Origin of the sequence: Streptomyces axinellae, from assembly GCF_039532135.1 — a bacterium.
Taxonomy (GTDB): Bacteria; Actinomycetota; Actinomycetes; order Streptomycetales; family Streptomycetaceae; genus Streptomyces; species Streptomyces axinellae.
In genome coordinates this window covers 265,113-291,140 of record NZ_BAAARJ010000008.1, presented here as the reverse complement: position 1 = coordinate 291,140, position 26,028 = coordinate 265,113, and the positions used below count along the sequence as shown (strand labels likewise).

Sequence of the window (26,028 nt, the reverse complement as noted above, 5' to 3'; positions counted from 1 at the left end):
TGACCACGAGTCTGCCGCCACGTGCTGTGGGATGCCCGCACCGACGCCGGTCGCGTCCCTGCCCGTAGCGAATCCGTACTTCCCCATGTCCGGTGCCGCAGGGGCCTTTCCAACCTGCGCCTGAACGGTGCTGAGCCGGGCCCTTCACGGGCTCGTGAGGGGCCGTGTGGGTCGGCCACGAGGTGAATAATCGGCGCCGAACCGAGCAGAGGGAGGAATCGTGGCGTTGCCCACGGCATCGAACGCGGACGCCGTGCCTGAACGCGCCGACGCCCGACCGGTCATCGAAACCCGAGGGCTGCGGATGCGCTACGGCTCGAAGGATGTGCTGTGCGGCGTGGATTTCCATGCGCGCCGCGGTGAGGTCCTCGCGCTGCTGGGACCGAACGGGGCGGGCAAGACGACCACCATCGAGATCCTGGAGGGATTCCGCAAGCGCTCGGCCGGTGAGGTCCGCGTGCTGGGAACCGACCCGGATGACGGTGACGAGGCATGGCGTGCCCGGTTGGGAATCGTGTTGCAGTCCTGGCGTGACCACGGTTGGTGGAAGGTCCGTGAACTGCTCGATCACCTCGGCCGCTACTACACGCCGTACGGCACACCGCTGCGCAAACGTCCCTACGACACCGACGAAATGATCGGCCTGGTCGGGCTGACCGGGCATGTGAACGCCCGGGTCGGCGCGTTGTCCGGTGGGCAGCGGCGCAGGCTGGACGTGGCCGTCGGCCTGATCGGCAACCCGGATCTGCTGTTCCTCGACGAGCCGACCACCGGTTTCGACCCGGAGGCCCGGCAGGAGTTCCACGGGCTGGTACAGCGGCTGTCCGCCCTGGAGGACACGACAATCCTGCTCACCACGCACGACCTGGGCGAGGCCGAGAAGCTGGCCGACCGGATCGTGATCCTGGCGGGCGGCCGGATCAGGGCCGACGGCACGGCGGCCGAGTTGGCGCACCAGGTGGGGAGCAGGACCGAGGTCCGGTACACGCTCGACGGCAAGCCTCAAGTGGAGTCGGCCGAGGACGCGACCCGGTACGTACGTGAACTGTTCGAGAAGCACGGCGACACGGTCGGTGACCTTGAGGTGCGCCGGGCGAATCTGGAAGACGTCTACCTGGCCATGGTGCGGGAGATGGAGGAGGCATGAAGCCGGGCGCGGTCGCTCTGCGTGCGGGGCTGCAACGTGGCTGGATCGAGTTCCGGCAGACAGTGACCAACGGGGGCCAGCTCGTCGGCTGGCTGTTCTGGCCTGCCATCGCGTTGGCGGTGATGTACTTCCTGCGGGACACCACGGTGCCCGGCACCGAATTCTCCCTCGGCACCCACGCGGTTCCCGGCATCCTCGGGATCAACACGCTGTTCACCGGCCTGGTAGGGCTGGCGTTCACGTTGATCACCGATCGGGAGGACGGCACGTTGCTGCGTGCCAAAGCCACACCGAACGGCATGCTCGGCTACGTCACCGGCAAGGTGCTCGCGCAGGCCGGGACCAGCGTGGCGGTCCTGCTCATCCTGCTGGTCCCGGTGGCGTTCCTGTTCGACGGCCTGCGGTGGGGTTCGGTGTCGTCGTGGGTGAACCTGGTCTGGGTGCTCGCGCTCGGCATGCTCGCGATCCTGCCGGTCGGCGCGATCCTCGGCTCGCTCTTCCGCAGCACCCAGGGGCTTGTCCCGATCATGGTGCTGATCATGGTGCTTGTCGGCTTCTCCGGGGTGTTCTACCCGCTCACGACGCTGCCCGAGTGGGTCCAGTGGATTGCGCAGGTCTTCCCGGTCTACTGGCTCGGTCTCGGACTGCGTGCCGCGTTTTTGCCGGACGCCCTGGCCACGTCGGAGATCGGCGAGTCCTGGCGGTTCCTGGAGATGACGGGCGTGCTCGGGGTGTGGGGAGTCGTGGGCTGCCTGGTGGCACCGGGCGTGCTGCGCCGGATGGCGCGGCGTGAGTCCGGCTCGGCCGTGGCGGCCCGCCGCGAGAGTGTCGCCAGACGAGCGGCGTGAATCCAACACTTGGGGAGGCACAACGATGAGCACGGCGTTCGCCCGGTGGAGCAATCTCGATCCGCGCCAGTTCTGGCTGCACGGCAAGGAGCCCGACGAGCCGGTCAGCTTCGACGAGCAGTCCGGGATGTGGAACGTCTATGGGCATCAGGAGGTGCTCGAAGTCCTCGCCGACACCGCGACGTTCTCCTCCGATACCGCGCGGCTGGTGCCCATCGAGGGTGAGTTCTCCCAGGGAAACCTGCTCAAGATGGATCCGCCCGAGCACAACAAGCTGCGCAAACTGGTCGGTCACGCCTTCACCTCGAAGATGATTTCGAGCCTGGAGCCGAGGATCGTCGAGCTGACGCACGAACTGCTGGACAAGTCCGCCGGCTCCGGGCGGATGGAAGTGGTCGAGGACCTGGCGTATCCGCTGCCGGTGATCGTCATCGCCGACCTGCTCGGCCTGCCCAACAGCGACCGGGACCTGTTCAAGCGGTGGGTCGGCGAGGTCTTCGAGCGGCCCGAGGGGTTCACCCGCGGCGAGCCCACACCGGAGTCCACACAAAACGCCGTGGACCAAATGGGCAAGCTGATCGCCTACTTGCACGAGCACGCCACCGAACGCCGGGTGAAGCCGAGGAGCGACCTGCTGACCAGGCTCGTCGAGGCGGAGGTGGACGGCGAGCGGCTGAGCGACACCGAGGTGGCGAACTTCGGTGCCGTGCTGCTGATCGCGGGACACATCACCACGACGATGCTGCTGGGCAACACCGTGCTGTGCATGGACACGTTCCAGGAAGCGCGTGAAGCCGTGCAGTCGGACCGGTCGCGCATCCCCGGGGTGATCGAGGAGTCCTTGCGGTACCTGAGTTCGTTCGCGGCCATCTCGCGCTGCACCAATCAGCCCGGGCGGATAGGTGACAAAGCCATCGCGGCAGATCAGTTGGTGCTGCTGTGGCTCGCGGCGGCCAACCGTGACCCCCGGCGGTTCGACCGGCCGCACGAGTTCGACATCAGCAGGGACCCCAATCCGCACTTGGCCTTCGGGCGCGGAGTGCACTTCTGCATCGGCACCCAGTTGGCACGGATGGAAGGCCGGGTGGCGATGAACGTGCTCTTCGACCGCTTCCCCCGCTTCCGTGTGGATCCCGACGACGCGCCGCGGTTCCAGCCGAGTCCGTACATGACAGGCGTCACCAGGCTGTCGCTACTGACCGACTAGTGGAGGAAGCATGCTGGGCAGGGTGGGAATACGGCCCGCTGAGGTCGACAACCACGCATGGGCCGAAGTCGTCGATGCGGTGGCCGAGTTCGAGGACCTGGGTTACGGCACGGTGTGGACGGCGGAAGGGTTCGGCCGGGACGCACCGACACAGGCAGCGCTGCTGTTGTCCGCGACGTCACGGATCACCGTGGCCAGCGGCGTCGCCAACATCTACCGGCACAATCCGTACACCTTGGCGCAGGCTCATCGCACGCTGACCGAGGCGTTTCCGGACCGGTACCTGCTCGGCATCGGGGTGGGCGTACCGCACCTGGCCGAAATGGTGGGCCGGACGTGGGGTCCGCCCGGTGAGATGATGCGCGATTTCCTCGACCGGATGGACTCGGCCATGTTCACGGCCTCCCCGCCGAAAACCGAGCTCAGGACGGTCCTGGGAGCGGTGGGCCCGGCCATGCTCGCGCTCGCGGGGGAACGTACCTGGGGAGCGCACCCGTACTTTCTGCCGGCCGAACACACCGCTCACGCGAGGGAGATACTCGGCCCGGACAAAATCCTCGCCGTGCAGCAAGGTGTCGTCCTGAACCCGGACAAGGCAGCCGCGCGCGAGACCGCCAGAGAGAACGTGCGGTACTGGATAGAGCACAGCTCCCAGCTGCCGTCCCGCTGGAACGCGGTGCGTGACCTGCTCGGCTTCACCGAGGACGACCTGATCGACGGTGGCAGCGACCGGCTGGTGAACGCGATGGTCGCCCACGGGGACATCGGTGCTGTCGTCCAACGGGTGAAGCAGCAGTTCGACGCCGGCGCGGACCACGTCTGCATCGAGATCCTCTCCACCCCCGGGGCCGAGCCCACCCTGGCCAGGAAGCAGTACGCGGAACTCGCGGGCGCGCTGGTCTGAGAACGCCCGTCACCGGTCATCGGGGGCTCGACACCTCCGATGACCGGTGACGAGCGGGTCACACCGGAGCCCGGGCTCCCGCGGGGTCGGGCACAGCGCCGGATCTGCGGGGCAGTGCGGCGGCGACGAGTACGGCGAGCACTCCGATCAGGACGCTGATGGTCAGCATCGTCGTGAAGGCGGACCAGGTCGGAAGTGTGGTCGAGGGGATCACGTCGCCGGCCAGCGTGCTGCCGCCGACCTGCGCGCCGAGGCTCCCGCCGACGGCACGGACGACGAACATCAGCCCGGTCAGGCTCGTGGCCCTGGCTGCCGGAACGGCTGTCACGACGATGTTCATCGCCTGCGTCAGCCCCAGCCCGATGCCCAGGCCCATCAAGGCCGATGAGGTGATGAGCAGGCCGAGTGACGGCCGGTCGAGCAGCAGTACGCCCGGGGCCGCCAGGATCGGCACACACGACGCCACCAAGAGCACCTTCGCGCCGACCAGACGTTCGAGCGGACGGACCACGAACGCGCTGGCACCGGCGAGCACACCGGAGGGCACCAGGATCCAGCCTGTCACGGTCGCGTCGGACGCGAGTCCGTATCCGGTCGTGGTGGGAGCCGCGGTGATCGTCGGGAGGGCGGTGTAGGTGGCGAAGACGGCCCAGCCGACGGCGAAGGAGACGGCACAGACGACGAAGACGGTCCGCCCGCGCACCCGCAGGTCGATCAGCGGATTCGCCAGCCGTCGCTGCGTCATGACGAAGGCGGTGAGCAGCGCCGACGCGGCGACCGCCAGCGCGACGAACCCGCCCGAAGCCCAGCCCCATGTCGGGACGAGTGTCAGGCCGGTCAGCAACGCCAAAAGGCCGCCGCCGAGCAGCCCGGCGCCCAGCCAGTCCACGCTGCCGTGTTTCGCTGCCGCAGCCGCGGCCGTGGTCGCGTTCGCGGTCGCGCTCGTCGGGACCATCGAGAAGGCCAGTCCGGTCAGGACGGCCAGGAGGAAGAACGGCAGCCAGAAGAGCCATCGGTACGACATCACGGACGTCAGCGGGCCGGCCAGCAGCGGTCCGGCGACGACGCCCAGCGACGATGTCCCGATGATCAACGCGTTGCCGCTCTTGACCCGGTCGCCCGGCAGGACATCGCGCATCAGGCCGATCGACAACGGTGTGAGTCCCAGTCCGGTGCCTTGCATCATCTGGCCGATCGCCAGTACGGGCACGTTCGTCGCCAGCCCCGCCAGTGCGGTGCCGAGCGCGACGATCGCGAGAACGGCGATGAACAGTCTCTTCTTGTCGTAGAGGTCACCGAGACGGCCGATCAACGGGGTGCACACGGCCCCCGACAACAGCAGTCCCGTGAATACCCACGCGATGGACGACGAGGTGCCACCGACGCCCGCCTGGATGAGCGGGAGGGCCGGTGCGAGCATCGCTTCGAGCGTGCTGTAGACGAACGTGACTCCACCGACGACGATGAGTATCGGCATGAGGTCTCCGTAAGGGGTCAGGCCGGAACGGCTTCCACGACCGACGCGGCTCCCGCGGTGGGCACGACGCGGCGCAGTTCGAATCCCGCGCCGGCGAGCAGCCGGCGGTACTCCTCGGTCGTGCGGTGCCGACCGCCGAACTCCAGCAGCAGATCCAGGTCCACGACCTTGCCGAGGTGCGGTGCGTCATCCTCCGGCAGGACCAGCGCCACCAGCAGCAGTTCGCCGCTCTCCCCGATGGAAGCCCGCACCGAGCGCAGGATCTCCGTCGCCTTGGCCTCCGGCCAGTCGTGCAGGACGTGCTTCAGCACGTAGGCGTCCCCGCCGGTCGGGACGGCGTCGAAGAAGGAACCGCTCTGGATGGCGCAGCGGTCGGCCACTCCCGCTTCCGCCAGCACGGGGGGCGCGCTCGCGGTGACCGACTCGATGTCCACCAATATGCCTTTGGCCTCCGGCGTCGCCTGGAGGATCGCGGCCAGCAGCCGTCCCTGCCCGCCACCGACGTCCACGATCGTGCTGAACCGGCTGAAGTCGTACGCCTCCAGGATCGTGGGGATCTCGATGCTGGAACTGAACGTCATGGCCTGGTTGAACAGGTCGGCGTACTCCTCGTCACGGGCCAGGTACTCGAAGACCCGCATCCCGCGCAGCTTCCAGAAGGCCGGTTCACCGGTCACTACCGAGTGGGTCAGCTGTCCCCAGGTCTCCCAGGTGATGGGATGCCCGGCCATCAGCACCAGGGCACGCACCGAGTTCGGTGCGTCGGAGCGCAGTGCGTCGGCCATCGGCGTGAGTGCGAAGCGTTTGCCCGGCTGCTCGGCGAAGATCGACCGCGTGGTGAGGGCGCGCAGCAGACGGTAGACACCGTCCGGGTGCGCCTCGACCTCGACGGCGATCTCGTCGGCTGTCCTCGGGCCTTCGGCGAGCACGTCCGCGATCCCGAGCCTCGCGGCGGTGTAGATGGCTTGCGCGGTACAGCCTCCGACCACCATCTCCATGAGGTCGTCGGTGGGACTCAGAGGTTCGACGTCGCCGGGCATACGCACTCCTCGCAGGTGTGGACTCCCTGTCCGTTCCGAGACGTCAAACTAACGAGCCGCACCGGTAGGGGGCGGACACGCCGAAGAACTGCCGACACCGCCGCTGCCGCAGGTCAGTCCCTGTCTGCTGCCGTGGTGCTGTTTCGCTACGGGGCGGCGTCGCCGGTGCTGATCCGCTCGGCCAGGCGCCGCAGGTCGGCATCGCAGAGCGTCGCGGCATGTGCGCCGAATTCCCGGGCCAGCACGGCTCGTAGCCGCTCGCTGACGGATTCCTCCTCCGGGTCGGGGACCGTGACCACCACACGGCCGATGAGCGCTCGGTCCTCCTTGAGCGCGTACGCCTCGGCCACCCGGCTGAACGGCAGGACATGGGTGACGGTGGGGGTGACCTTGCCGGAGGCGAGGTGCTCCGCGGCGGCATGGAGCACCTCGTCCCGGCGGTCGGGGTGCCGCAGGAAGAACTTCTTGGTGTTGAAGCTGTGGAAACTCTGGTTGTCGACGAGCCTCGACAGGTCCGGCCCGGAGGATGCCTGGAGCCCGAACACTGCGATCTCGACGTACCGCCCGTCCGGGGCGAGGACGTCGATCCCCTGCTGCGCGGCACCGTCGCCGAGAGTGTTCACCACGACATCGACGCCCACGCCACCGGTCCGGCGCAGCACTTCGCCCACCACGTCGGCATGGCGGTGGTCGATGGCCTCCCGTACTCCGAGTCCGGCCAGGTGGGCGATCTTGTGTTCCCCGCCCGCGGTGGCGATGACCTCCGCGCCCGCGAGCCCGGCCAACTGCACCGCGATCAGACCGGTGGTGCCGGTGGCCGCGGGGACGAGCACCCGCTCGCCGGGCCGCACCGCTGCCCGCTCGAAGGCCAGGTACATGGCCAGGAACGGCACCAGGAAGCCGCAGGCCGCCTCATGGCTCACGTGCGCGGGCTTGGCCACCGCGAAGTCCTCACCGGTCACCACCACCGAGGCCTGGCCGCCCATCTCGGGCCGGGTCAGCGCGATCACCTCGTCCCCGGGGGAGAACCGGGACACCCCCGGTCCGACCCGGCGGACCGACCCCGACACCTCCACGCCGGGGGTGAAAGGGAAGTCCGGCATCATCGGGTAGAGCCCCTTGGCGAGCAGGAAGTCCGAGAAGTTGATCGGGAACGCCCTGACCTGGACCTCGATCTCGCCCCGGCCGGGCGCCACCGGCTCGATCGGCACGATCCGCAGGCGCTGCGGGCTGCCGGGCCGCTCGAACCGGACGGCTCGGAACCCCGTGGCCGCACCCCGCGCAAGGGCGGGTCCGGGCGCCGCGTCCGGCTGGGGGGCGGGCGCGGTCTCCCCCGTGCCGCCCCCCTCCGGCCGGGGGCGCGGTGCGGGCCCCGGGGCGACACTGTCGCCGTACCGCTCGACGATGTGTGCCGTGAGCGCGTCGATCGTCGGGTGCTCGAAGACCACGATCGTCTTCAGCACGATGCCGAGGGCGTCATTGAGCTGGTTGGTCAGCTCGACAGCGACGATCGAGTCGATGCCGAGGTCGGACAGCGGGAAGTCCGGCCGGATGTCGCTGACCGGCAGACCCAGGCACCCGGCCACCCGTTCGGTGACGAGCGCGCGGACCTCCACGTCGCTGTGCCCTCCGGCTGCCGCGGCCCCGGCAGAGCGAGGTGCGGGCGGAATGGCCGCAGCCGAGAGGTATTCGGCGGACGCGGGCTTGGCGGACACGTGCTCTGCGGACATGGGCTGGGCGGGCACGGCCCGGCGCATGCCGCGCACGGCTGCCGCCCGGTCTTCCTCGGCGGTCCCGACGATCACCCGCTGCGGGAGGGCCCCGGGCCCGGCCGGCGTGCCGAGGACGGTCACGTCGCGGAAGCCCGCCCGCTCAAGGCGATCGCGCCACATGTGCGGGTCCAGCAGGGGCGAGCCGGGGAGTCTGCGGTGTTCGTCCTCGAACCGCCACCAGCCGTCGAGCAGACCGAAAGTCACGGTGTGGAAAGGCTGTACGGTGGTGACCTCGCTCAGCACCAGTCGGCCGCCCGGAGCGAGCAGTTCACGCACCCCGGCCAGCGCCGCATCCAGGTCGCGGGTGGCGTGCAGGACGTTCCCCGCCACCACCACGTCGTACTTCTCCCCGGCGAACCCCTGTGCGTCGGCGGGGCGTTCGATGTCCAAGACCCGGAAGCGCACACCCTGCCGGTCCAGCCGGGCCCGTGCCTGCCGGAGCAGACCCGGGGAAACGTCGGAGACGTCGTACTCCGCCGCCGTACCGGCCTCGGCCAGCGCGGACAACACAACCTCGGTGGTACTCCCCGTCCCCGCGCCGATCTCCAGCACCCGCACGCCGTCCCCCGCCTGGGCCACGACCTGCCCGGCGACCAGCATGTTGCAGTAGTCGGCCAGTGACTCGCCCCGGTAGATCGCGGTGACCAGATCAGCGGAACCACCGGGGAACAGCACCTCGGTGGCCTCCCGGGCACCCGTGAGCACCTCGGGCATGGTGTCGAGACAGCGCACCACCAGGTCCAGCCGGGCACCGAGGTTGGGGAACCGGGCACGCAGCGGCGCTGGATCGGGCGGCGCCGGCCGCGCCCCCGTCACCGGGACGGCCACCGCTCCGCCCTCCTGCACGAGGTGGCCGCTGCGCACCATGACGTGTGCCAGCGCCGTGACCAGCCGCCGGTACCGGGGCAGTGCGCCGAGCAGATCCGGCAGGTCCTCGACCCGGTGCCGCTCGCGGGGGCGGGCGAACAGGCCGAGCCCGCCCAGGACATGCCACAGGGCCTCCCCGATGAAAGCGTCCAGCGCCTCCCGCTCCTCCGCTCCCCCCTCATGAGCGGGGACCGGCCAAGCCGCGGGGGCCACCGGGCCTCGCTCGACACCGATCGCGGCCAGTACCGGCTCGTCCGCGCGCAGCGCGACCACCGCGCGCTCGCCGGCGGACAGCACACGCTCGATCGCGTCGATGCCCTCCTCCGGTTCGATCGGCCGGTACCCGCGGGCGCTGAGGCTCTCGTACCGGCCGGCGACCCGGCCGACGCGCGCCCACGGACCGAACCCGACGAGCTGCACGGGGAAGGGCAGTTCGGTGGCGAGCTGATGCGTGTACGCGTCCTGAGCGGTGGAGGCCGCGGCGTAGTTGGCCTGTCCCGCCGCACCGGTGAACGACTGCACCGAGGAGAGGGCCAGCAGGAAGTCCAGCGGATCGGCTGCGAACACCTCACCGAGCACGCGCATTCCGTCGGTCTTGGGAGCGAGGACCGCGTGGAACGCCTCGTCGCTGGACCGCTCCACGATCCCGTCGCGCAGCACCATCGCCGCGTGCACGACTCCGTGCAGCGGCCCGTGCGTGCGCGCCTTGGCCGCCACCGCGCGCATCGCGTCCAGGTCGGTGACATCCGCCTGGTGGTACGTGGCCTGCCCGCCCAGCCGGCCCAGCCCGGCCAGCGCGTGGTCGATCCGTTCGTCCTGCGGGCGGCGCCCGACGAGGAAGATCCGGGCCGAGACCGTCTTCGCGAGATGTTCCGCGAGAGCGAGGCCGATGCCGCCCGCCCCGCCGACGATCAGGTAACTGCCGCCTTCGCGGAACATCTGCCGGGCAGGCGGCGGCAGATGGACCGGGCGCAGCACGCGGACCAGCCGGCGGCCACCCAGGAGAGCGACTTCCGGGTTGTTCTGGTGAGCGGGCTCTGCCAGCAGCGCGTCAGCGGCCTGCTCGGCGCTGACCACCGGGTCCGCGAGATCGACGCAGCTCACCCCGGTCCGCGGATACTCCTTGGCCAGGGCCTTGCTCATCCCGGTCAGCTCGGCGGCGACCGGGTCGGCGACCCGTCTGCCCCACACATCCTGTGCGCCGGAGGTGACCGAACGGATGGAGCGCACCCGCTGGATCATGTCGGCCTCGGCAAGCCCGCGGACCAGTCGGGACAGTGCCTTCGCGCCCCCGTCGGCGCCGGCCGCCAGGGCGAGGAACCACAGCTGCCGCACCTCCCCCAGCCCGCGCAGGCGGTCGGCCAGGCCGGTGCGGGCGATCTCCGCCACGCTGACCAGGTGCACCGGACCCTCATGGCGGGCAGCCAACGCGTCGGCCAGTTCCGCCGAACCAGCCGAGTAGACGATCAGGGCGGGCCCGTGCACCGGCTCGGCGGGCGCCGCGTCGGCGAGCTGCCAGCGGGGCCGGTAGAACAAGCCGTGCCGCTCCGCCCGCACGACGACCCCGCGCAGCAGCACGCATGGTCGGCCGGTTTCGTCCAGCACCGTCACCTCGTGCTCCTCGCCGCTCCGGGAGCGCACGTACACGTATCCCGTGGTGGGCGCCGGGGCCGGCAGCTCGACCGATTCGGCCGCGAACGGCAACCGGGTAGCGCCCGGCTCCGCCCCGGTGAGCACGGTGACGGACTGCAGAGCGGCGTCCAGGACGGTCGGGTGGAAGATCATCCGGTCCGGCAGCGGAACCTCGGCCGTGAACCGGGCCAGCAGCTCGCCCTCACCGGCGACCGCGTGCCGCAGTCCGCGGAACAGCTCACCGTAGACGATGCCGATCCTCTCGAACGTGCGGTAGATCTCCTCCCGGCCGAACTCCCTGGTACAGCGGCGCCGGACGGCATCCAGGTCATACGGCGCGGACGGTTCCGCGGCGTCGTCACCGGGCACGTCAGCGGGCACCCACAGGCCGGTGCTGTACGTGGTGCCGTCGGCCGTTCGCAGCTCGTGGGCGATCCTTCCGTCCCGCTCGGTGAGACGGACCAGCACCTCACACCCGTCCTCGGGCACCACCAGCGGACGCAACCAGGCCATCCGGGTCAGGCGGCGCGGCCCGCCAGGGTGTGGGTGTGCGGCCAGCGCCGCCGCGGCCAGCTCGGCCTGCACCACTCCGGCGAGCACGGGCGAGCCGTGCACCCGGTGTTCGTCCACGATGCGGTCCGCGCGGTGCAGACGAGCGCGGTAGACCACGCCGTCGCCGTCCGGCGTGCCCGGCCCGGCCACCAGCGGGCGCGGTCCGGGCGCGGCCGACCCCGGTACCCAGTAGCGGTCGCGGGCGAACGGGTAGGTGGGCAGGCTGAGCCGCCTCGGGGCCCGCCCCGCGTGCAGAGCCGTCCAGTCGGGCGTGGCGCCGGCGACCCACCCCTCGGCCAGCTCGTCGGGGCCGCCCTCGGTGACGGTGCCACGGCCCTCTTCCGCCACGCCCACCCGGGTGTGCGGTCCCGGCACGCCGGAGGCGGCGAACGCGGCCAGCTCGTCGGCGAGTTCGGCTGCCGAGCCGGTGACCACGGCCAGACGGTGCGCCATGGGTTCGCGGCCGACCTGGAGCGTGTACGCGATGTCGGCGAGGTGGCCCGCCGGGGAAAGCCCGTCCCCTTCGCCCGGTGGCGTCTCCATGGCCAGCTCCGCCACCGTGCTCGCGGTCAGTGTGTCCGGATGCCGGCCGGGCAGCTGCGCCGGATCCAGCCGGCCGGCGAGCAGACGGGCTTGCCGCGGGGACATTCCCAGGTCGGCCAGCGGTTCGTCCCACGGCACGTCTTCGGGGTCCACACCGAGGACGGCGGCGACTTCGGCGACCAGCTCCGGACCCGGTTCGGGCCGGGACTGTTCCGGACCCGGCTCGCCCCCGACCCGGTCGAGCGGCCGAACCGCGTCCGCGAGGAGGGCCGCGTACTCGCGAAGGCGTTCCTCGCCCTGTGCGGAGAGTACGAACACCTGCTTGCCGGACGGGGCCGGTTCGGGCGGGGCTGCGGCGTACTCCTCCAGGAGCACGTGTCCGTTCACCCCGCCGAAGCCGAAGGAGCTGACCCCGGCGCGGCGGGGCAGTTCGGTGCCGTCAGGGGCCTTCGGCCGTGGCCACGGCATGGTGCGGTCCACGATGGACAGCGGGGAGCCGTCGAGGCCGATCTGCCGGTTCACCTCCTCCAGGTGCAGGTTGCCGGGGATCTGGCCGTGCTTCATGGCCAGCACCACTTTGAAGATCCCCGCCAGCCCGGCAGCCGCTTCGAGGTGGCCGATGTTCGACTTGACCGAGCCGATGAGCGTGGTCGGTCCGGTGAGCGGCGGCAGTCCGGCACGGTCGCGCAGCTCGGTGAAGGCCCGCTTCACCCCGTTGACCTCGATGGGGTCGCCGAGTGCCGTGCCGGTGCCGTGCAGCTCCAGGTATCCGACGGTGGCCGGATCGGCACCCGCCTCCTCGAAGGCGTGCACGAGGAGGTCTGCCTGCGCCTTCGGGTTGGGCGTGGTCAAGGTGTTGACCTTGCCGCCGTGGTTGACCGCGCTGCCCCGGATGACGGCGTGGATGTGGTCGCCGTCCCGCTCGGCCCGCGCGAGCGGCTTGAGCAGCAGTGCGCCCACCCCTTCCGCCCGCACATAGCCGTCGGCTCCCGCGTCGAAGGTGCGGCAGCGGCCGGTGGGGCTGAGCATGCCCGCCCGCGCGAACGAGATGAAGACCGTCGGTGACAGCAACAGGTTGACCCCGCCGACGATCGCGGTGTCACAGCTGCCCGCGCGGATCGACTCCACGGCGGAGCGCAGCGCCACCAGCGAGCTGGAACAAGCGGTGTCGATGGGGAAGCTGGGCCCGGTGAGGCCGAGCAGGTAGGAGACCCGGTTGGCGAGGATGGCGTGGAACATGCCGGTGGTGGTGAACGCCTCGACCGGCACTTCCGCTTCGCGCAGCAGGTCGTAGTAGTCGTGACTGGCGGCGCCGACGAACAGACCGGTGCGGCTCTTCGCCAGGTCGGCCGGACGGTAGCCCGCCTCCTCCACCGTCTTGTACGCGGTCTCCAGGAACAGCCGCTGCTGTGGGTCCATCAACTCGGCCTCGCGTGGCGGGATGCCGAAGAAGCGGGCGTCGAACCGGTCCACCTGGGGCACGAAGCCGCCCCACCGGCTGTTCGTCCGGCCCGGCCCGGCGGTGGGGTGGTAGTACTCGCGCCAGTCCCACCGCTCCGCGGGGATCTCGGTGACCATGTCGCGTCCGGCAGCCAGATTGCGCCAGAACTCGCCCAGGTCCGAACTGCCCGGCAGCATGCCGTGCATGCCGATGATCGCGATCGGTTCGTTCCCGGACGGGCGGGAGGGGGGTTCGTGGCTCGTGGCCGGGCTCGCAGCCAGGGTCGCGGCCGACGTCGCAGCCGAGGTCGCGGCCGGAGCCGCAGCCGGGATCGCGGCCGGTTCAGGGGCTGTCCGGCGGGCAGGGGCGAGCCGGGTCGCGAGCTGTGCGTCGGTGCCGGCGATGTGGCGTGCGACGTCCTCCACCGTGGTGTATTCGAAGAACAGCGCCGGGGTGAGGTCCACTCCGAGCCTCTCCACCAGCCGGTTGGCCAGCGTGGTGAAGGAAAGCGAGTCGAACCCGTAGTCCCCGATCGGCCGTTCCGGGTCGATCCGCGCCGGGTCGAGCTTGACCACGGCGGCCATCTCGGTGACGAGCACCTCGGCGACGGCGGCGGAGCCGTCCGCCACCACTTCGGGCCGCTCCTCGGCCCCGGTGGCCGGTACGGGTGGCGCGGCGGTGGCGGGTCCGGCTGTCTCGCCGAGCGTCCGCGCCAGTACGGCACCGTCGCCGGGGGCGACCAGAAGCTGCCGGTCCTGGCCCGCCAGCACCGTATCCAGCGCTGCCAGCCCGGTTTCGGTGGCGAGTGGCCGCAGTCCGAATGCCACCCGCAGAGCCTCGGCGGCCTCGGCGTCCACCCCCATCCCGCCGTCTGCCCACAGCGGCCAGCCGACCGAGACGCTCCGGCCGGGGCGCTGTTCGGCGAAGGCGTCGAGGAAGGCGTTGGCATAGGCGTAGCCCGCCTGGCCCGCGCTGCCCACCGCGGCGGCCACGGAGGAGAACAGGCAGAAGAAGTCCGGTTGGTGGTCTGCCACCGCCGCGTCGAGGTGCACGGCACCGAACGCCTTCGCGGCGACGACGTCGCGCAGCCGCCCCGGGTCCTGGTGCACCAGGTATCCGTCACGCAGCACACCGGCGCAGTGGAAGACCCCGTGCGGAGCGCCGAACGCGGTCTGGGCCGCCCCTACCGCGGTGCGCGCGCCCTCGGCCGTGGACACATCGGCGCGGACGTAACACGCCTGGCCGCCCGCTGCCTTCACCTGGTCGATGATCCTGGCGACGCGCTCGTCCTCGGCGGAGCGGCCGACGAGCACCACCCGGGCACCGGCCATCCGGGCGAGCCGGCGGGCGACATGGGCACCCAGTCCGCCGGCACCGCCGGTGATCAGGTAGACCCCGCTGTCCCGCACTGCCGGGGCCGTCGCGGGCGCGGGAGTGTGGCGCCGCCACCGCCGCACGGTACGGCTGCCGCCGCGGTGGCGTACCTCGGTGCCATCAGCGCCACCGAGCGCCTCGGCCGCCAACTGCTCCGGCGTGGCGCCGGCCACCAGCAGATGGGAGACGCGGGGGCTCTCCCTGGTGAGCGTACGCAGGAAGCCCCCGAGGGCCTGGTACCCGGGCACGCCGTCCGGAACGGCGCACACCAGCCGCACCGGCCTCTTGTCACCGGATCGCAGCATCGCCCGGGCGAGGCGGGAGAGGGGCAGCAGCCCGTCGGCCAGCTGTGCCTCCACATCGCTCCCCCCGGCCCGCGGCCACGCGAAGAGCACGGTGTCCACCGGTCCTGCCGCCGCCAGCAGGGCCTCGAAGTCCGCGTCGGAGTCCGGGTGCGGCTGGAAGGGGCCCGCTTTCGTGTGGTGGTCGTGGTGCGGCACCGCCACGGACGAGAGCACCGGCGTCCCCGCCTGCCGGGTCAGCTCACCGGCCAGTCGCGCGCCCGCGTCGTCGGTGGGCGCCAGGATCAGGGCGGATGCCGGGACGGCGCTCGCACCCCGCTCCTCCTCCACCCATTCGGGGCGGAAGCCGGACCACGCCTCCCCGCCGCCGGGCCAGGGACGGACCCAGAAGTCGAGCGCCCGCAGCACGACGCGCCCGGACTCGTCGGCCAGGTGCACCTCCAGCTTGCAGCCCTCGGCGGTCGCCTTGCGCATCACCACATGCGCCAGGGGGGTGGCGGGTACGTCCCCGAGAATCTCGACGGTGCCGATGCTGAACGGCAGGTACAGCCGCTCGAACCGCTGTCCCAGCAGCCAGAGCGACGCCTGGAAAGCGGAGTCGAGCAGGCCGGGGTGGAGCACACAGCCGTGGCCGCCCTCCGGAAGGCGGAGTTCGGACAGCGCCTCGTCACCTCTCCAGTGCAGCCACTGGACACCCTGGTAGAAGGGCCCGAGGTCGAGGCCGCGCTCACGGAGCGCGGAGTAGAGGCGTTCCCCGCTCGCCGTCTTCGTGCACCGGGCCCGGATCGCCGCCAGGTCCAGGGGCGGCAGGTCCCCGGCGGGCGCCGTCTCGACCTTGCCGGTCACGTGGGTGGCCTCCGGGCCGGTGACCTCATAGTCGGCGGACTCGCCGTGGCCGCCGCAGTCGCCGTGGTGCCCGTCCCCCAGTGACACCCGCAGAGTGCGGGGCTCCGGCACAGCTATCGGCGTGGACCACACGTTGTTGCGCAGCCGGACCAGCCGGCCCGCGCCCGGCTCGGCGTGCGCCGCCGCGCGGACGAGTTCCACGCACCCCGCGGCGGGGAAGACCGGGGTCCCGTCCACCCTGTGCTGCGCCAGCACCGCCTCGTCCCCGGTGAACTCGGCGGTGACACCGCCCCCCGGCTGTTCGCGCACCCAGGGGTGCGCGGTCTCCGGCGCCGCCGTCCGGGCCCCCGGGGGCGCTGCCGTCGCCGCGTGGGGTATCCCGGGCAGTCGGCAGCCCTCGCGTGCGAACGGGTAGCCGGGCAGCCGTACATGCTGCGGAGCCGGACCGTCGTGCAGCGACTCCCACGGGACATCGGCGCCCGCCGCCCACGCCGCGGCCACCGCGCCCCAGTCGCGCCGGGCGAGCGCCTCCGGAAGCCGCTCCAGCAGGCGCCTGCGGGCGTCCCGGTCCCGGACGGTCGTCCAGTGGTCGCCCGCCGGCTCCCGGCCCGCGGCGAAGGCGGCGAGCCGGTCCGCGAGTGCCACCGGATCGCCGGCCAGGAGAGCCAGCCGCTCGGAGTGCGGCTCGCGGCGCACCTGTAGCTGGTAGGCGACCTCGGACACGCGCAGCTCGTCCGCACGGCTGCGGATCGCCTCGGACAGGTTGGCGCAGTGCTCGGCCAGCCGCTCCCGGTCGTAGGCGGAGACCACGACCAGGTGCTCGCCGCGCTCGGCACCGCGCGGGTACCGCTGCCGCGGCGCCTCCTCCACGACCACGTGCGCGCCCGCGCCGCCCGCGCCGAAGGCGCTGATGCCCGCGCGCCGGGGCAGGCCGCTCCCGGCCGTGCCGGGCCAGTCGGCCACCTCGCGCTGGACGGTGAAGGGCGTGGCGGGGAAGTCGATGCGCGGGCTCGGCTCCGCACTGTGCAGGGAGGGCACGAGCGTGCCGGACTCCAGTTGCAGGAGCACCTTGGTCAGTCCGGCCATGCCCGCCGCCGATTCGAGATGCCCGATGTTGGTCTTCACCGAACCGATAGCGCAATGTCTCGCCGGCACTCCGGCGAAGGCCCGGGTGAGCCCCTCGACCTCGACCGGGTCGCCGAGGGCGGTGCCGGTGCCGTGCGCCTCGACGTATCCCACGGTGGCCGGCTGGACCCCGGCCCGCGCGAGCGCGGCGGAGACGACTTCGGCCTGCGCGGCCGGGCTGGGCACGGTGTACCCGGTGGTGCGACCGCCGTGGTTGACCGCGCTGCCCTTGATCACGCCGCGGACCGGATCGCCGTCGGCGAGCGCGGCACGCAGCGGCTTGAGCAGCGCCGCGCCCACCCCCTCGCCGGGCACGAACCCGTCGGCCCCGGCACCGAAGGTATGGCAGTGACCGGTGCGGGACAGCATCTGGAGGCTGCACAGCCAGTCGTACTTGGCCGGGTGGAGGTAGAGGTTGACGCCGCCGACCAGGGCCATCCGGCACTCTCCGCGTGCCATGCTGCGCGCCGCGAGGTGGATGGCCGTCAGCGAGGACGCGCACGCGGTGTCCACCGGCATGCTGGGTCCGCGCAGGTCGAACCAGTAGGAGACGCGGTTGGCGACGGACCACTGCGGCGACGGCGGCACCACCGGATTGCCGGCACGCTGCTGGTCCGGCCCCCACAACAGGTGGGTCTGTGAGGTGACACCCACGAACACGCCCACCGGGCGCGCCCCCGGGGCATGGGGGTCACCGAGGCGGCCCGGAGGGTACCCGGCGTCCTCGAACGCGTGCCACGCGGTCTGGAGGAAGAGGCGTTCCTGCGGGTCCATCAGCTCCGCGTCGCGGGGTGAGATGTTGAAGAACAGCGGGTCGAACGCGTAGACGTCGTCGAGGAACGCGCCTTGCCCGCAGTAGGTCTCGGCGCCGGGAGTCCAGCGGGTCTCCGGTATCCGGGTCACGGACTCGCGGCCCCGCAGCAGGTTGTGCCAGAAGGCGTCCAGGTCCGGAGCTTCGGGGTACCGCCCGGCGAGCCCGATGACCGCCACATCGTCGTCCGCCACCTCGGCGCCGCGGATGTCCACCGTTTCGGCGCCGCGGGTGTCCACCACCTCGGCGCCGCCACGACCAGCCGCCGAGCGGTGGCCGGTGTCGGGGGCGGCCGGGGCCCCGGGCTCCGGGGCCGACGCACCGTAGCAGGCGGTCAGTTCCGCCGGGCGCAGCTGGGCGATCCGTGCCGCGGCGGCTCCGAGCGTGCGGCTTTCGAAGAGCAGCGTCTCTCCGACGGAGCCGAGCCGCGCCTCGGTCCGGGCGTTGAACTCGGTGATCACGATGGAGTCCAGTCCGTACTGATCCAGGGGCATGCCCAGGTCCACGTCCTCGGCGGGGACTCCGCGCAACTCCCCTATGGTTTCGGACACGTACTCCTCGGCCCAGGCGACCAGCTGGGCCTGATCGGCCTCCGGCGCCGCGTCGGCGCCGCGCTCCGCCGGTTCACCGGCCGGGGCGCCGGGGGCCGGGGTGCCAGAGGCCGGTGTGCCAGGGGCCGGGAGGGGGTCGAGCAGCTCGGGTACCCGGTGCGGGACGCCGTGGACGAACGGCCGGGCTCCGGTGGCGTTCACGAGCAGGCGGTCGAGCACCGACAGCGCCGTGCTGGTCGGCATGGGCAACACCCCCGCCCCGGGGCCGAGTACGCCCCGGTCGGTGACGGTCATGCCTCCGTCACGCCACACCGGCCAGCCGATCGACAGGGTGCGCCCGGACCGCTCTCCCACTGCCCGCAGAGATTCGCGCACTTCGGCGAACTGGTCCAAGAAGGCGTTGGCAGCCGCGTAGTCGGCCTGCCCGGGGTTGCCGACCGCGGCGACCATCGACGAGAACAGCACGAACAGTTCCAGCGGCTCGTCCCGGGTGGCCCGGTCCAGGTGGAGAGTGCCGAGCACCTTCGGTGCGAAGACCGCGCGCAGGTCCTCGGCGGGCTTCTGCGCCAGGTACCCGTCCCGCAGCACGCCCGCGGCGTGCAGGACTCCGGTCAGCGTGCCGAAGTGCTCACGTACCCGGCCGACCACCTCGCGTGCCTGGACGGGGTCCGACACGTCGGCCCGGAAGTAGGCCAGCCGGTCCCGCCCGTCTTCCCCGGGGACCGGCGAGCGGCCCACCACGGCGACCCGCACTCCCGGCACGGCCAGCAGATGTTCGGTGACCAGCCGGCCGAGGCCGCCGGTGCCGCCGGTGAGCAGGTAGACGCCGCCGGGGCGGATGCCCGGGGCCCCGGGGGCGGCGGGGGCGGCGGGGGCGGCGGGGGCCGGCCGGGCGGGGACGTAGCGGCGGGTGAGCCGGCGGCCCTCCGCGTAGCGGACGAGTTCCGTGCCGTCCGACCGCCCGAGCTCCTCGGCGACCGACTCCCAGGTGGAGCGGGCGTCGAGGGGGCCTGGGACCGCGACCGCGCGGAACGGTACGGAGCGGGTCTCCCGCGCCAGGCTCCTGGCGAGACCGGTGAGCGCCGCCAGTTCGGGAGAGACCATGCCGCCCACCAGCGGGCCGACCGCCAGCACTCGCGTGCCCTGGCCGTAGACCGCGTTCGCCACCCGCAGGGCCGCGACGGCGGTCTCGGTGGCGGACCCGGTGCAGCAGAGCACCACCGCGCCGGGCGGCACACCTTCGCCGATGGCCCGGCGCCACGCCGCGGGGTCGTCGTCGCCCGGCAGCGCCGTCATATCGATGGTGCGTACCCGGCCGGGCAGGCACTCTTCGGGGAGGTGCGCGCCTGCGGCGCCGGAGGGGAGGATCACCAGCACCGGGTCCGCGGCGGGCGCGGGCACCCGCTCGGTGGTCTCCCACTCGGCACGCAGCTCGACGACGCCTGCCTCGACGGCTCCTTCCTCGATGACGCCCTCCTCGACTTCCCCGGTGACGCCCTCCTCGACTTCCCCGGTGACGCCCTCCTCGACGGCCGCCTCCGGGGCGGCTCCGGTGGCAGCGGATCCGGGGCCGTCCCCGTCGGCGGATTCCGGGTCGGCAGGCTCCGGTTCGGCCCGCCCGACCGGCGGGATGCGGTGCTCCACGCTGTCGAACCGGGTGGTGGGCAGGGGGACCTTGCTCCCGGCGGCGGCCACCGGATGGTCCCCCCAGCGCACCTCCACCCCCCGCCGCCACAGCTGCGTCAACGGCCCGGTCAACGGGTCGGCCCCGGAGGTGACCAGGACATCGCCGGTATCGCCGCCCACCGCCACGACCGAGTGCCCGTCGGGCGCCGCCCCGGCGGGCCCGGCGAGATCCGCGAACTTGGCCCAGGCATCGACCCCGGCCAGGTCGTCGGGCATGCCGCTCAGCCCGCGCAGCGCCGGATAGCGGTCCTCGTCCGCCAGGTCGGCGCGGTCCGGGTGACGGGGGGCGACGGATTCACCGGCCATCAGGTCGAGTACGTCGCCCGGTTCGACCACGCCGTCCAGCAGCAGGTCCAGCAACTCCACGGCATTCGCGTCCGCCAGGTGCCGGGTCAGGGGCAGACCCCACTTGCGGTTCAGCCGGTCCACCGCGTTCTGTGTGGCCAAGGCGGTCACGAGCGGGTCGGTGGCGCGGTCCGGTCCTCCCGTGAGTTCGTCACCGCGGCCACGCTCCCGCAGTGCCCGGCGCCAGTCCGCCACGTTGTGCTGGTACGTCCGCTGAGCGTCCAGTCCGCTCGCCAGCTCGGCCAGGCCGGCCAGCTCCGCGGTACCCACCGCCGCCTCGCGCAGCTGCCCGAGATAGGCGGCATCGAGCCTGAACGGTGTCACCACTCGGCCGGTACCCGGTACGGCCAGCGGCAGCGAGGGGGCGCGCAGCGTGCCCCGCGCCGTTCCGCCCGCGGCCAGGCCGGCCGCGGTCGCCGGGTCCAGCATCCCCAGCGCGGCCAGCGCGGACCAGATGCCCGGCCCGCTCGCCAGCACCTGGGCCGGGCGCAGGCCGAAGCGCAGCAGCGCCGAAGTCACCGCGGTGGTGTACGCGCTCCGCTGCCGCGGGCCCGGGTCGGCGGCACGCAGCATCTCCTCCAGCGGTGGGTCGATCACCTGCGAGAACGTCTCCACGAACGCCTCGACGTCGTCGGGGACATCCAGCAGACCGACCCGCAGCGTCCAGGGAGCTTCCGGCCCGGTCTCGGGCCGCTCCCCCTCCACCAGGGCCGTGATCTCTTCGGTCCCCGAGACCACGCCCGCGAGCCGGTACGGCAGATGTGTGCGGCCGACCGCGAGAGTGGCGCAGATGTCGGCCGGCCGACTGTCCGGGCGGGATCGCCGCCACCGCTCGGTGAGCTTCTCCAGGGATGTCGCCGAGGCCGCGGACAGCAGGAACGGCAGGGGCCTGACGGGCGCGGGCGGGCGTTCACCGGGTACGTACTCCTCGACGACGAGGTGCGCGTTCACCCCGCCGAAGCCGAACGAGCTGACCCCGGCCAGCCGGGGCACCCCCGGAGCGGACGGGTGCCATGCGGCGTTGTCCGAGGCCAGGCGGAACGGCGAACCCTCCAGCCGTATGAGCGGGTTGAGGGCGCGCATGTGCAAGTTGGGCACGATGCGGCGCTCCGACATCATCATCAGCACCTTGATCAGCCCCGCGACGCCCGCCGCGCCCTCCAGGTGCCCGATGCCGGACTTGACAGCGCCCAGCGTGCACCAGCCGGTGCCGCGCGAGGCCGGCGCGAACACCTGGCGCAGCGCCTCCACCTCGATCGGGTCGCCCAGTGACGTGCCGGTGCCGTGGGTCTCGACGAAGGTGATGTCCGCGGGGCTCACGTCCGCCCGCCCGATCGCCTCGGAGACCACCTCGCGCTGGGATGCCACGGTGGGCGCGGTGATGGTGGCGCGCTTGCGCCCGTGGTTGACGGCGCTGCCACGGATGACCCCGTAGATGTGATCGCCGTCGCGTACCGCGTCATCGAGCCTGCGCAGCAGCACCATGCCCACGCCGTCGCCGGGCACGAACCCGTCGGCGTCCCGGTCGAAGGTGCGGCAGCGGCCGGTGGGGCTGAGCATCTTGGACTTGGAGAATCCGATGTATTTCCAATGGTGCAGGTTCAGGTTCACCCCGCCCGCCAGCACGTGGTCCGCCTCGCCCGTGGCCAGCGCCTGCATGCCCAGGTGCACGGCCACCAGCGACGAGGCGCATGCGGCGTCCACCGCCAGACTCGCGCCGCTGAGCCCGAACGCCTGGGAGAGCCGGTTGGCCAGCAGGCAGTCGTAGACGCCGAGCACCGAGTGGCTCTCCACGGTGTGTCCGGGGCTGGTCAGCTCGGCCATGTGGTCGCGTTCCATGTTGCCCACGTAGACCGCGGTGCGGGACGCTCCCAGTACGGCGACGGTGGTGCCGGCGTCCTCCACGCAGTGCTGGGTGACCTCCATCAGCAGCCGCTGCAACGGATCCAGCAGGCGGGCCTCACGCGGCGCGATACCGAAGAACCGGTGATCGAAGTCGTACGGGCGCTCGATCAGGCCACACCATTTGCTGACGGAGCGGCCCTCGGCGCTCCGGTCCGGGTCGTACCACTCGGAGGCGTCCCAGCGGTCGGCGGGGATCTCGCGGACGGCATCGACCCGCTCGGTGAGGTTGGCGAGAAACTCACGGTGATCGCTCGCGCCGGGGAAGCGGCACCCGATGCCGACGACCGCGATCCCTGCGTTCCGCGGCTGCTTGCTCATTGGATCACTCCTGCGAGGTGGTGGGCCGCGGCAGTCATCAGTCGATCCGCGATGTGGTCGATGTGGCGGTCGGGCCAGTGCTGCAGATCCGTGCCGGACACCCAGTCGTTGAACGCGGCGAGTGCCGGTCCGCAGTGGATCTGGAAATCGACGCGGCGGTCCTCCACGCCCTCGATCGCCAGGCGCTGGCTCTCCGCGAGGTACCAGCGGAACACCAGGGCCATCCGGTGGTGCGGATCGCGCTCGGCGCGCTCCGCCTCCTCCGGGTCGTGCTCCGCGAAGTACGCCCGGGTGTCATGCCACACCTGCTCCAGCGGGCGGCGGAACCACCGCCGCTCAAGCATGTCGCGGGTCCGCTCGTCCAGTTCCTCGAGCGAGGTGTGGGCACGGTGGAGTTCGAGCAGCTTGCGCGCCCGTGCCGGGAAGAAGACACCACGCCGCAGCACCTGCGTCTGCCCGCCCGTCTCGAACCCCCCGGCGCTGGGGGCGTAGTCCGTGTCGCCGACCGCGATGCCCTCCAGCATGTCCTTGGCCACGTCGCTGATTCCCGACTCGGCGGTGCACAGGTTCACCGACCCGGTGAGGACGAAGTCCGCACCGAGCGAAAACGCGGCGGCGACGGCCTCCGGGGTACCGAGCCCGCCCGCGGCGCCCACCCGCACCCCTTCCGCTCCGCAGCGGGCCCGCAGCCGCAGCACCGTGGGGAGCAGCACCGCGAGAGCGCCGCGGTCGGTGTGTCCGCCGGAGTCCGCCTCCAGACAGATGTCGTCGGCGGCGGGCACGAGCGCGGCGAGCTCGGCCTGCTCGGCTGTGACGGCGCCGCTGCCCCGCAGTGCGCGCACCAGCGCGTCCGGTACCGGACGCAGGAACGCCTCCGCCGCCTCGGGCAGAGTGACCTTGGCCAGGACACGGTGGTGCGCCACCACCTCGCCGTCGGCTCCCCGGGCCAGGCCGCGCAGCCGGTAGCGCGCGAGCGCGGGGGTGACGTCTGTGGAACCAGAGGACTCCAGCACGCTCACCCCGTGGGACAGCAGCAGGTCCACCACCTCCTCCTCGCCCGGTCCCTGCGACAGGCTCGCCCCGAAGGTGCGGTCGCCCACCTCGCACCGCAGCCGGCCCAGCGCCGCGTCAACGGCCTCCGGGGCCAGTCCACCGGCGCCGTAGAAGGCGAGCAGCCCGGCCCGGGCGGCTCTGGCGACCATGGCCTCGGAGGCGATGCCGCGGAACATGGATCCGCACACATAGGCGTGCCGGACCCCGTACGCGGCACGGAACCGGTCGCTGCCCAGGGCGCGTTCGGGTGCGTCCGGGGTGCGGGTACCGGTCGCGGCCGTCCGGCGGCGGTCGGTGTCCGGCTTCCGCTCCGGTGGCGCCGCCACGGCAGGCGCGGTCGGTGCGGCGGTACGGATCTTGTCCAGCAACTTGGTGAGCACCGTCCCGGGCCCCACCTCCACCAGCTCGGACACCTGCTGGGAGAGCAGGTACCGCACGCTCTCCTCCCAGCGGACGGGGCTGATGAGCTGGGCCGTGAGTGCGGGGCGGATGTCGCCGTCGGGGTACGGCGCCCCGGTGGTGTTGGCGATCACCGGCAACCGGGGGGCCCGCAGGGCCGGATGCGCGAGGAATCCGGCGAAGTCCTCCGCGGCAGCCGCCATCTGGCGGGAGTGGAAGGCGCCGCTCACCCGCAGCGGAACATATCCGGTGGCACCGGCGGCCAAGAAGGCGGCTTTGGCACCGAGCACCGCCTGACGGGGGCCGGACACCACCACCTGACCGGCGCCGTTGAGGTTGGCCACGTCGATGGCGGCCGGCGCACCGTCCGACAGCACCCTCCGTACCTGGTCCTCGTCCAGTCCGACCACCGCGGCCATGGCGCCCTCGGGCGCCGCGGCCATCAGCTCGCCGCGTTTGCGCACCAGTCGCAGTCCGGTGGCGAAGTCGAAGGCACCGGCCGCCCACAAGGCGGAGTACTCGCCGAGGCTGTGGCCGGCGAAGAACGCTGCCCGGTCGCCGTGTTCGCGCTGCCAGGCGCGGTAGTGCAGCGCGTTGGCGACGAACAGCGCGGGCTGGGTGAACTCGGTCCGGTCCAGCTCACCTCTCGGGTCGTAGCGGCACAGCTCCTCGACCGAGTAGCCGAGGACGTCGTCCGCCTCCGCGACCAGGCCGGGGAATCGCGCGAACAGTCCGTCGGCCATTCCCCGCCGCTGGGATCCCTGGCCGGGGAACAGCAGCGCCGCCGGACCGGCGGACCGGCGGACCGGGGCGGGGGCCGGGGGGCGGGCAGGGGCCGGGACACGGGCCGGGCGGCACATCTCCCTGATCTTCGCCAGTGCCGTGTGCGGAGGCTCGAAGGGATGGAGCAAGGCTCCCGCCCGCGCTCCCGATCCGGTGCTGAAGGACTGTACGGCGAAGTTCGCCAGCGTCGGGGACGGGCCCAGGTCGATGTAGCGCACCCCGTCGTGCCGCGCCTCCAGCGTCCGGACCGCGTCCTGGAAGCGGATCGGGCCGCGCACCGTGTTCCACATGTGCTCGGGTGTCACCTCGTCGGTGACCGCGCCGGTCGCGCAGGAGACCAGATCCACTTTGGGGGCGCTCAGCGGGATGTCCGCCATCATCCGCCGGTACGGTTCGGCCACCGCATCCACCTGGGCGGAGTGGAAGGCGTAGCGCACCGGCAGACGTTGGCAGGCGGTGCCCTCCGCGCTCAGCGCCCGCTCGGCCGCGTCCAGCGCGTCCGGTGCGCCGGACACCACGAAGTGCCGCGCGTAGTTGACGGCCGCCAGCTCCAGCCCCCGCCAACGGGGCTGTTCCGGGTCGAACCGGGTGGCGTCGGCGAGCACGGCGAGCATGCCGCCGGGCGGGCACAGGTCCTCGGTGAGCCGCACCTGGGCGGTGACCGCGCGGGTCAGGTCCTCGCGGTCCAGGACCCCGGCGGCGGTCGCGGCAGCGTACTCGCCCAGGCTGGTGCCCAGTACGCAGTCCGGCGTGATGCCCTCGGCCAGCAGCACGTCCAGCAGGCCCAGTTCGACCATGAGGATCGCCGGATGGGTGTGGGCGAAACGGTCGAAGGAGTCGCGCGGGCTCCTGTCGGTGCGATACAGCTCATCCAGCTGACCCGGCAGCCCGGCGTCGGCGAACATGGTGTCGAGCGACCGCAGCGTGTGCTCGAACACCGGGTGCGCCGTGCGCAGTTCCCTGCCCATGCCGTAGAACTGCGAGCCCTGCCCCGCGAACATGAACACCGTCGGGTTCGCCACGGTCATTCCCTCCTCAGTGGTCAGCGGACGACGACGTCACAGCGGGCGGACCGCCGTCCGGGCGCGTCGTCGCGGAGC

The 26,028-nt window shown here is 72.2% G+C and carries 8 protein-coding genes; 4 read left to right on the top strand and 4 right to left on the bottom strand.

Annotated elements, in window-relative coordinates; all coding sequences use genetic code 11:
• The first annotated feature begins 304 nt into the window (after positions 1-304).
• From ABD339_RS14685 to ABD339_RS14670, 4 genes are read left to right on the top strand one after another with little or no spacing between them, the layout of a single operon-like run.
• The gene (locus ABD339_RS14685; protein WP_344566149.1) at positions 305-1,147 is read left to right on the top strand and encodes an ABC transporter ATP-binding protein; all 843 of its coding nucleotides are present in this window, start codon (positions 305-307) and stop codon (positions 1,145-1,147) included.
• Complete coding sequence (locus tag ABD339_RS14680; RefSeq protein WP_344566060.1) at positions 1,144-1,995, top strand: ABC transporter permease; 852 nt, start codon at positions 1,144-1,146, stop codon at positions 1,993-1,995. Before ABD339_RS14685 ends, ABD339_RS14680 begins: the two co-directional genes overlap by 4 nt.
• A gap of 25 nt (positions 1,996-2,020) precedes the next feature.
• Positions 2,021-3,202 carry a cytochrome P450 gene (locus ABD339_RS14675; protein ID WP_344566058.1) on the top strand — a complete coding sequence of 394 codons (1,182 nt, stop codon included), beginning with the start codon at positions 2,021-2,023 and terminating at the stop codon, positions 3,200-3,202.
• A 10-nt stretch (positions 3,203-3,212) separates the two neighbouring features.
• Positions 3,213-4,106 carry a TIGR03620 family F420-dependent LLM class oxidoreductase gene (locus ABD339_RS14670; RefSeq protein ID WP_344566056.1) on the top strand — a complete coding sequence of 298 codons (894 nt, stop codon included), beginning with the start codon at positions 3,213-3,215 and terminating at the stop codon, positions 4,104-4,106.
• Positions 4,107-4,164: 58 nt separating this feature from the next.
• On the opposite strand, the gene ABD339_RS14665 is transcribed toward ABD339_RS14670, so the two are convergent.
• The 4 genes from ABD339_RS14665 to fabD all read right to left on the bottom strand — a co-directional run bounded on the left by ABD339_RS14665 (position 4,165) and on the right by fabD (position 25,956).
• Positions 4,165-5,583 (bottom strand): MFS transporter, encoded by a 1,419-nt coding sequence (locus ABD339_RS14665; RefSeq protein ID WP_344566054.1) that lies wholly within the window; start codon positions 5,581-5,583, stop codon positions 4,165-4,167.
• A 17-nt stretch (positions 5,584-5,600) separates the two neighbouring features.
• Positions 5,601-6,623 (bottom strand): methyltransferase, encoded by a 1,023-nt coding sequence (locus tag ABD339_RS14660; RefSeq protein ID WP_344566052.1) that lies wholly within the window; start codon positions 6,621-6,623, stop codon positions 5,601-5,603.
• A 146-nt stretch (positions 6,624-6,769) separates the two neighbouring features.
• On the bottom strand, positions 6,770-22,693 hold the full coding sequence (locus ABD339_RS14655) for an SDR family NAD(P)-dependent oxidoreductase (protein ID WP_344566051.1): 15,924 nt from the start codon (positions 22,691-22,693) through the stop codon (positions 6,770-6,772).
• Positions 22,690-25,956: an ACP S-malonyltransferase gene (gene fabD, locus ABD339_RS14650; protein ID WP_344566047.1), complete on the bottom strand. Its 3,267-nt coding sequence runs from the start codon at positions 25,954-25,956 to the stop codon at positions 22,690-22,692. The genes ABD339_RS14655 and fabD overlap by 4 nt, the downstream gene beginning before the upstream one ends.
• Positions 25,957-26,028 lie beyond the last annotated feature (72 nt).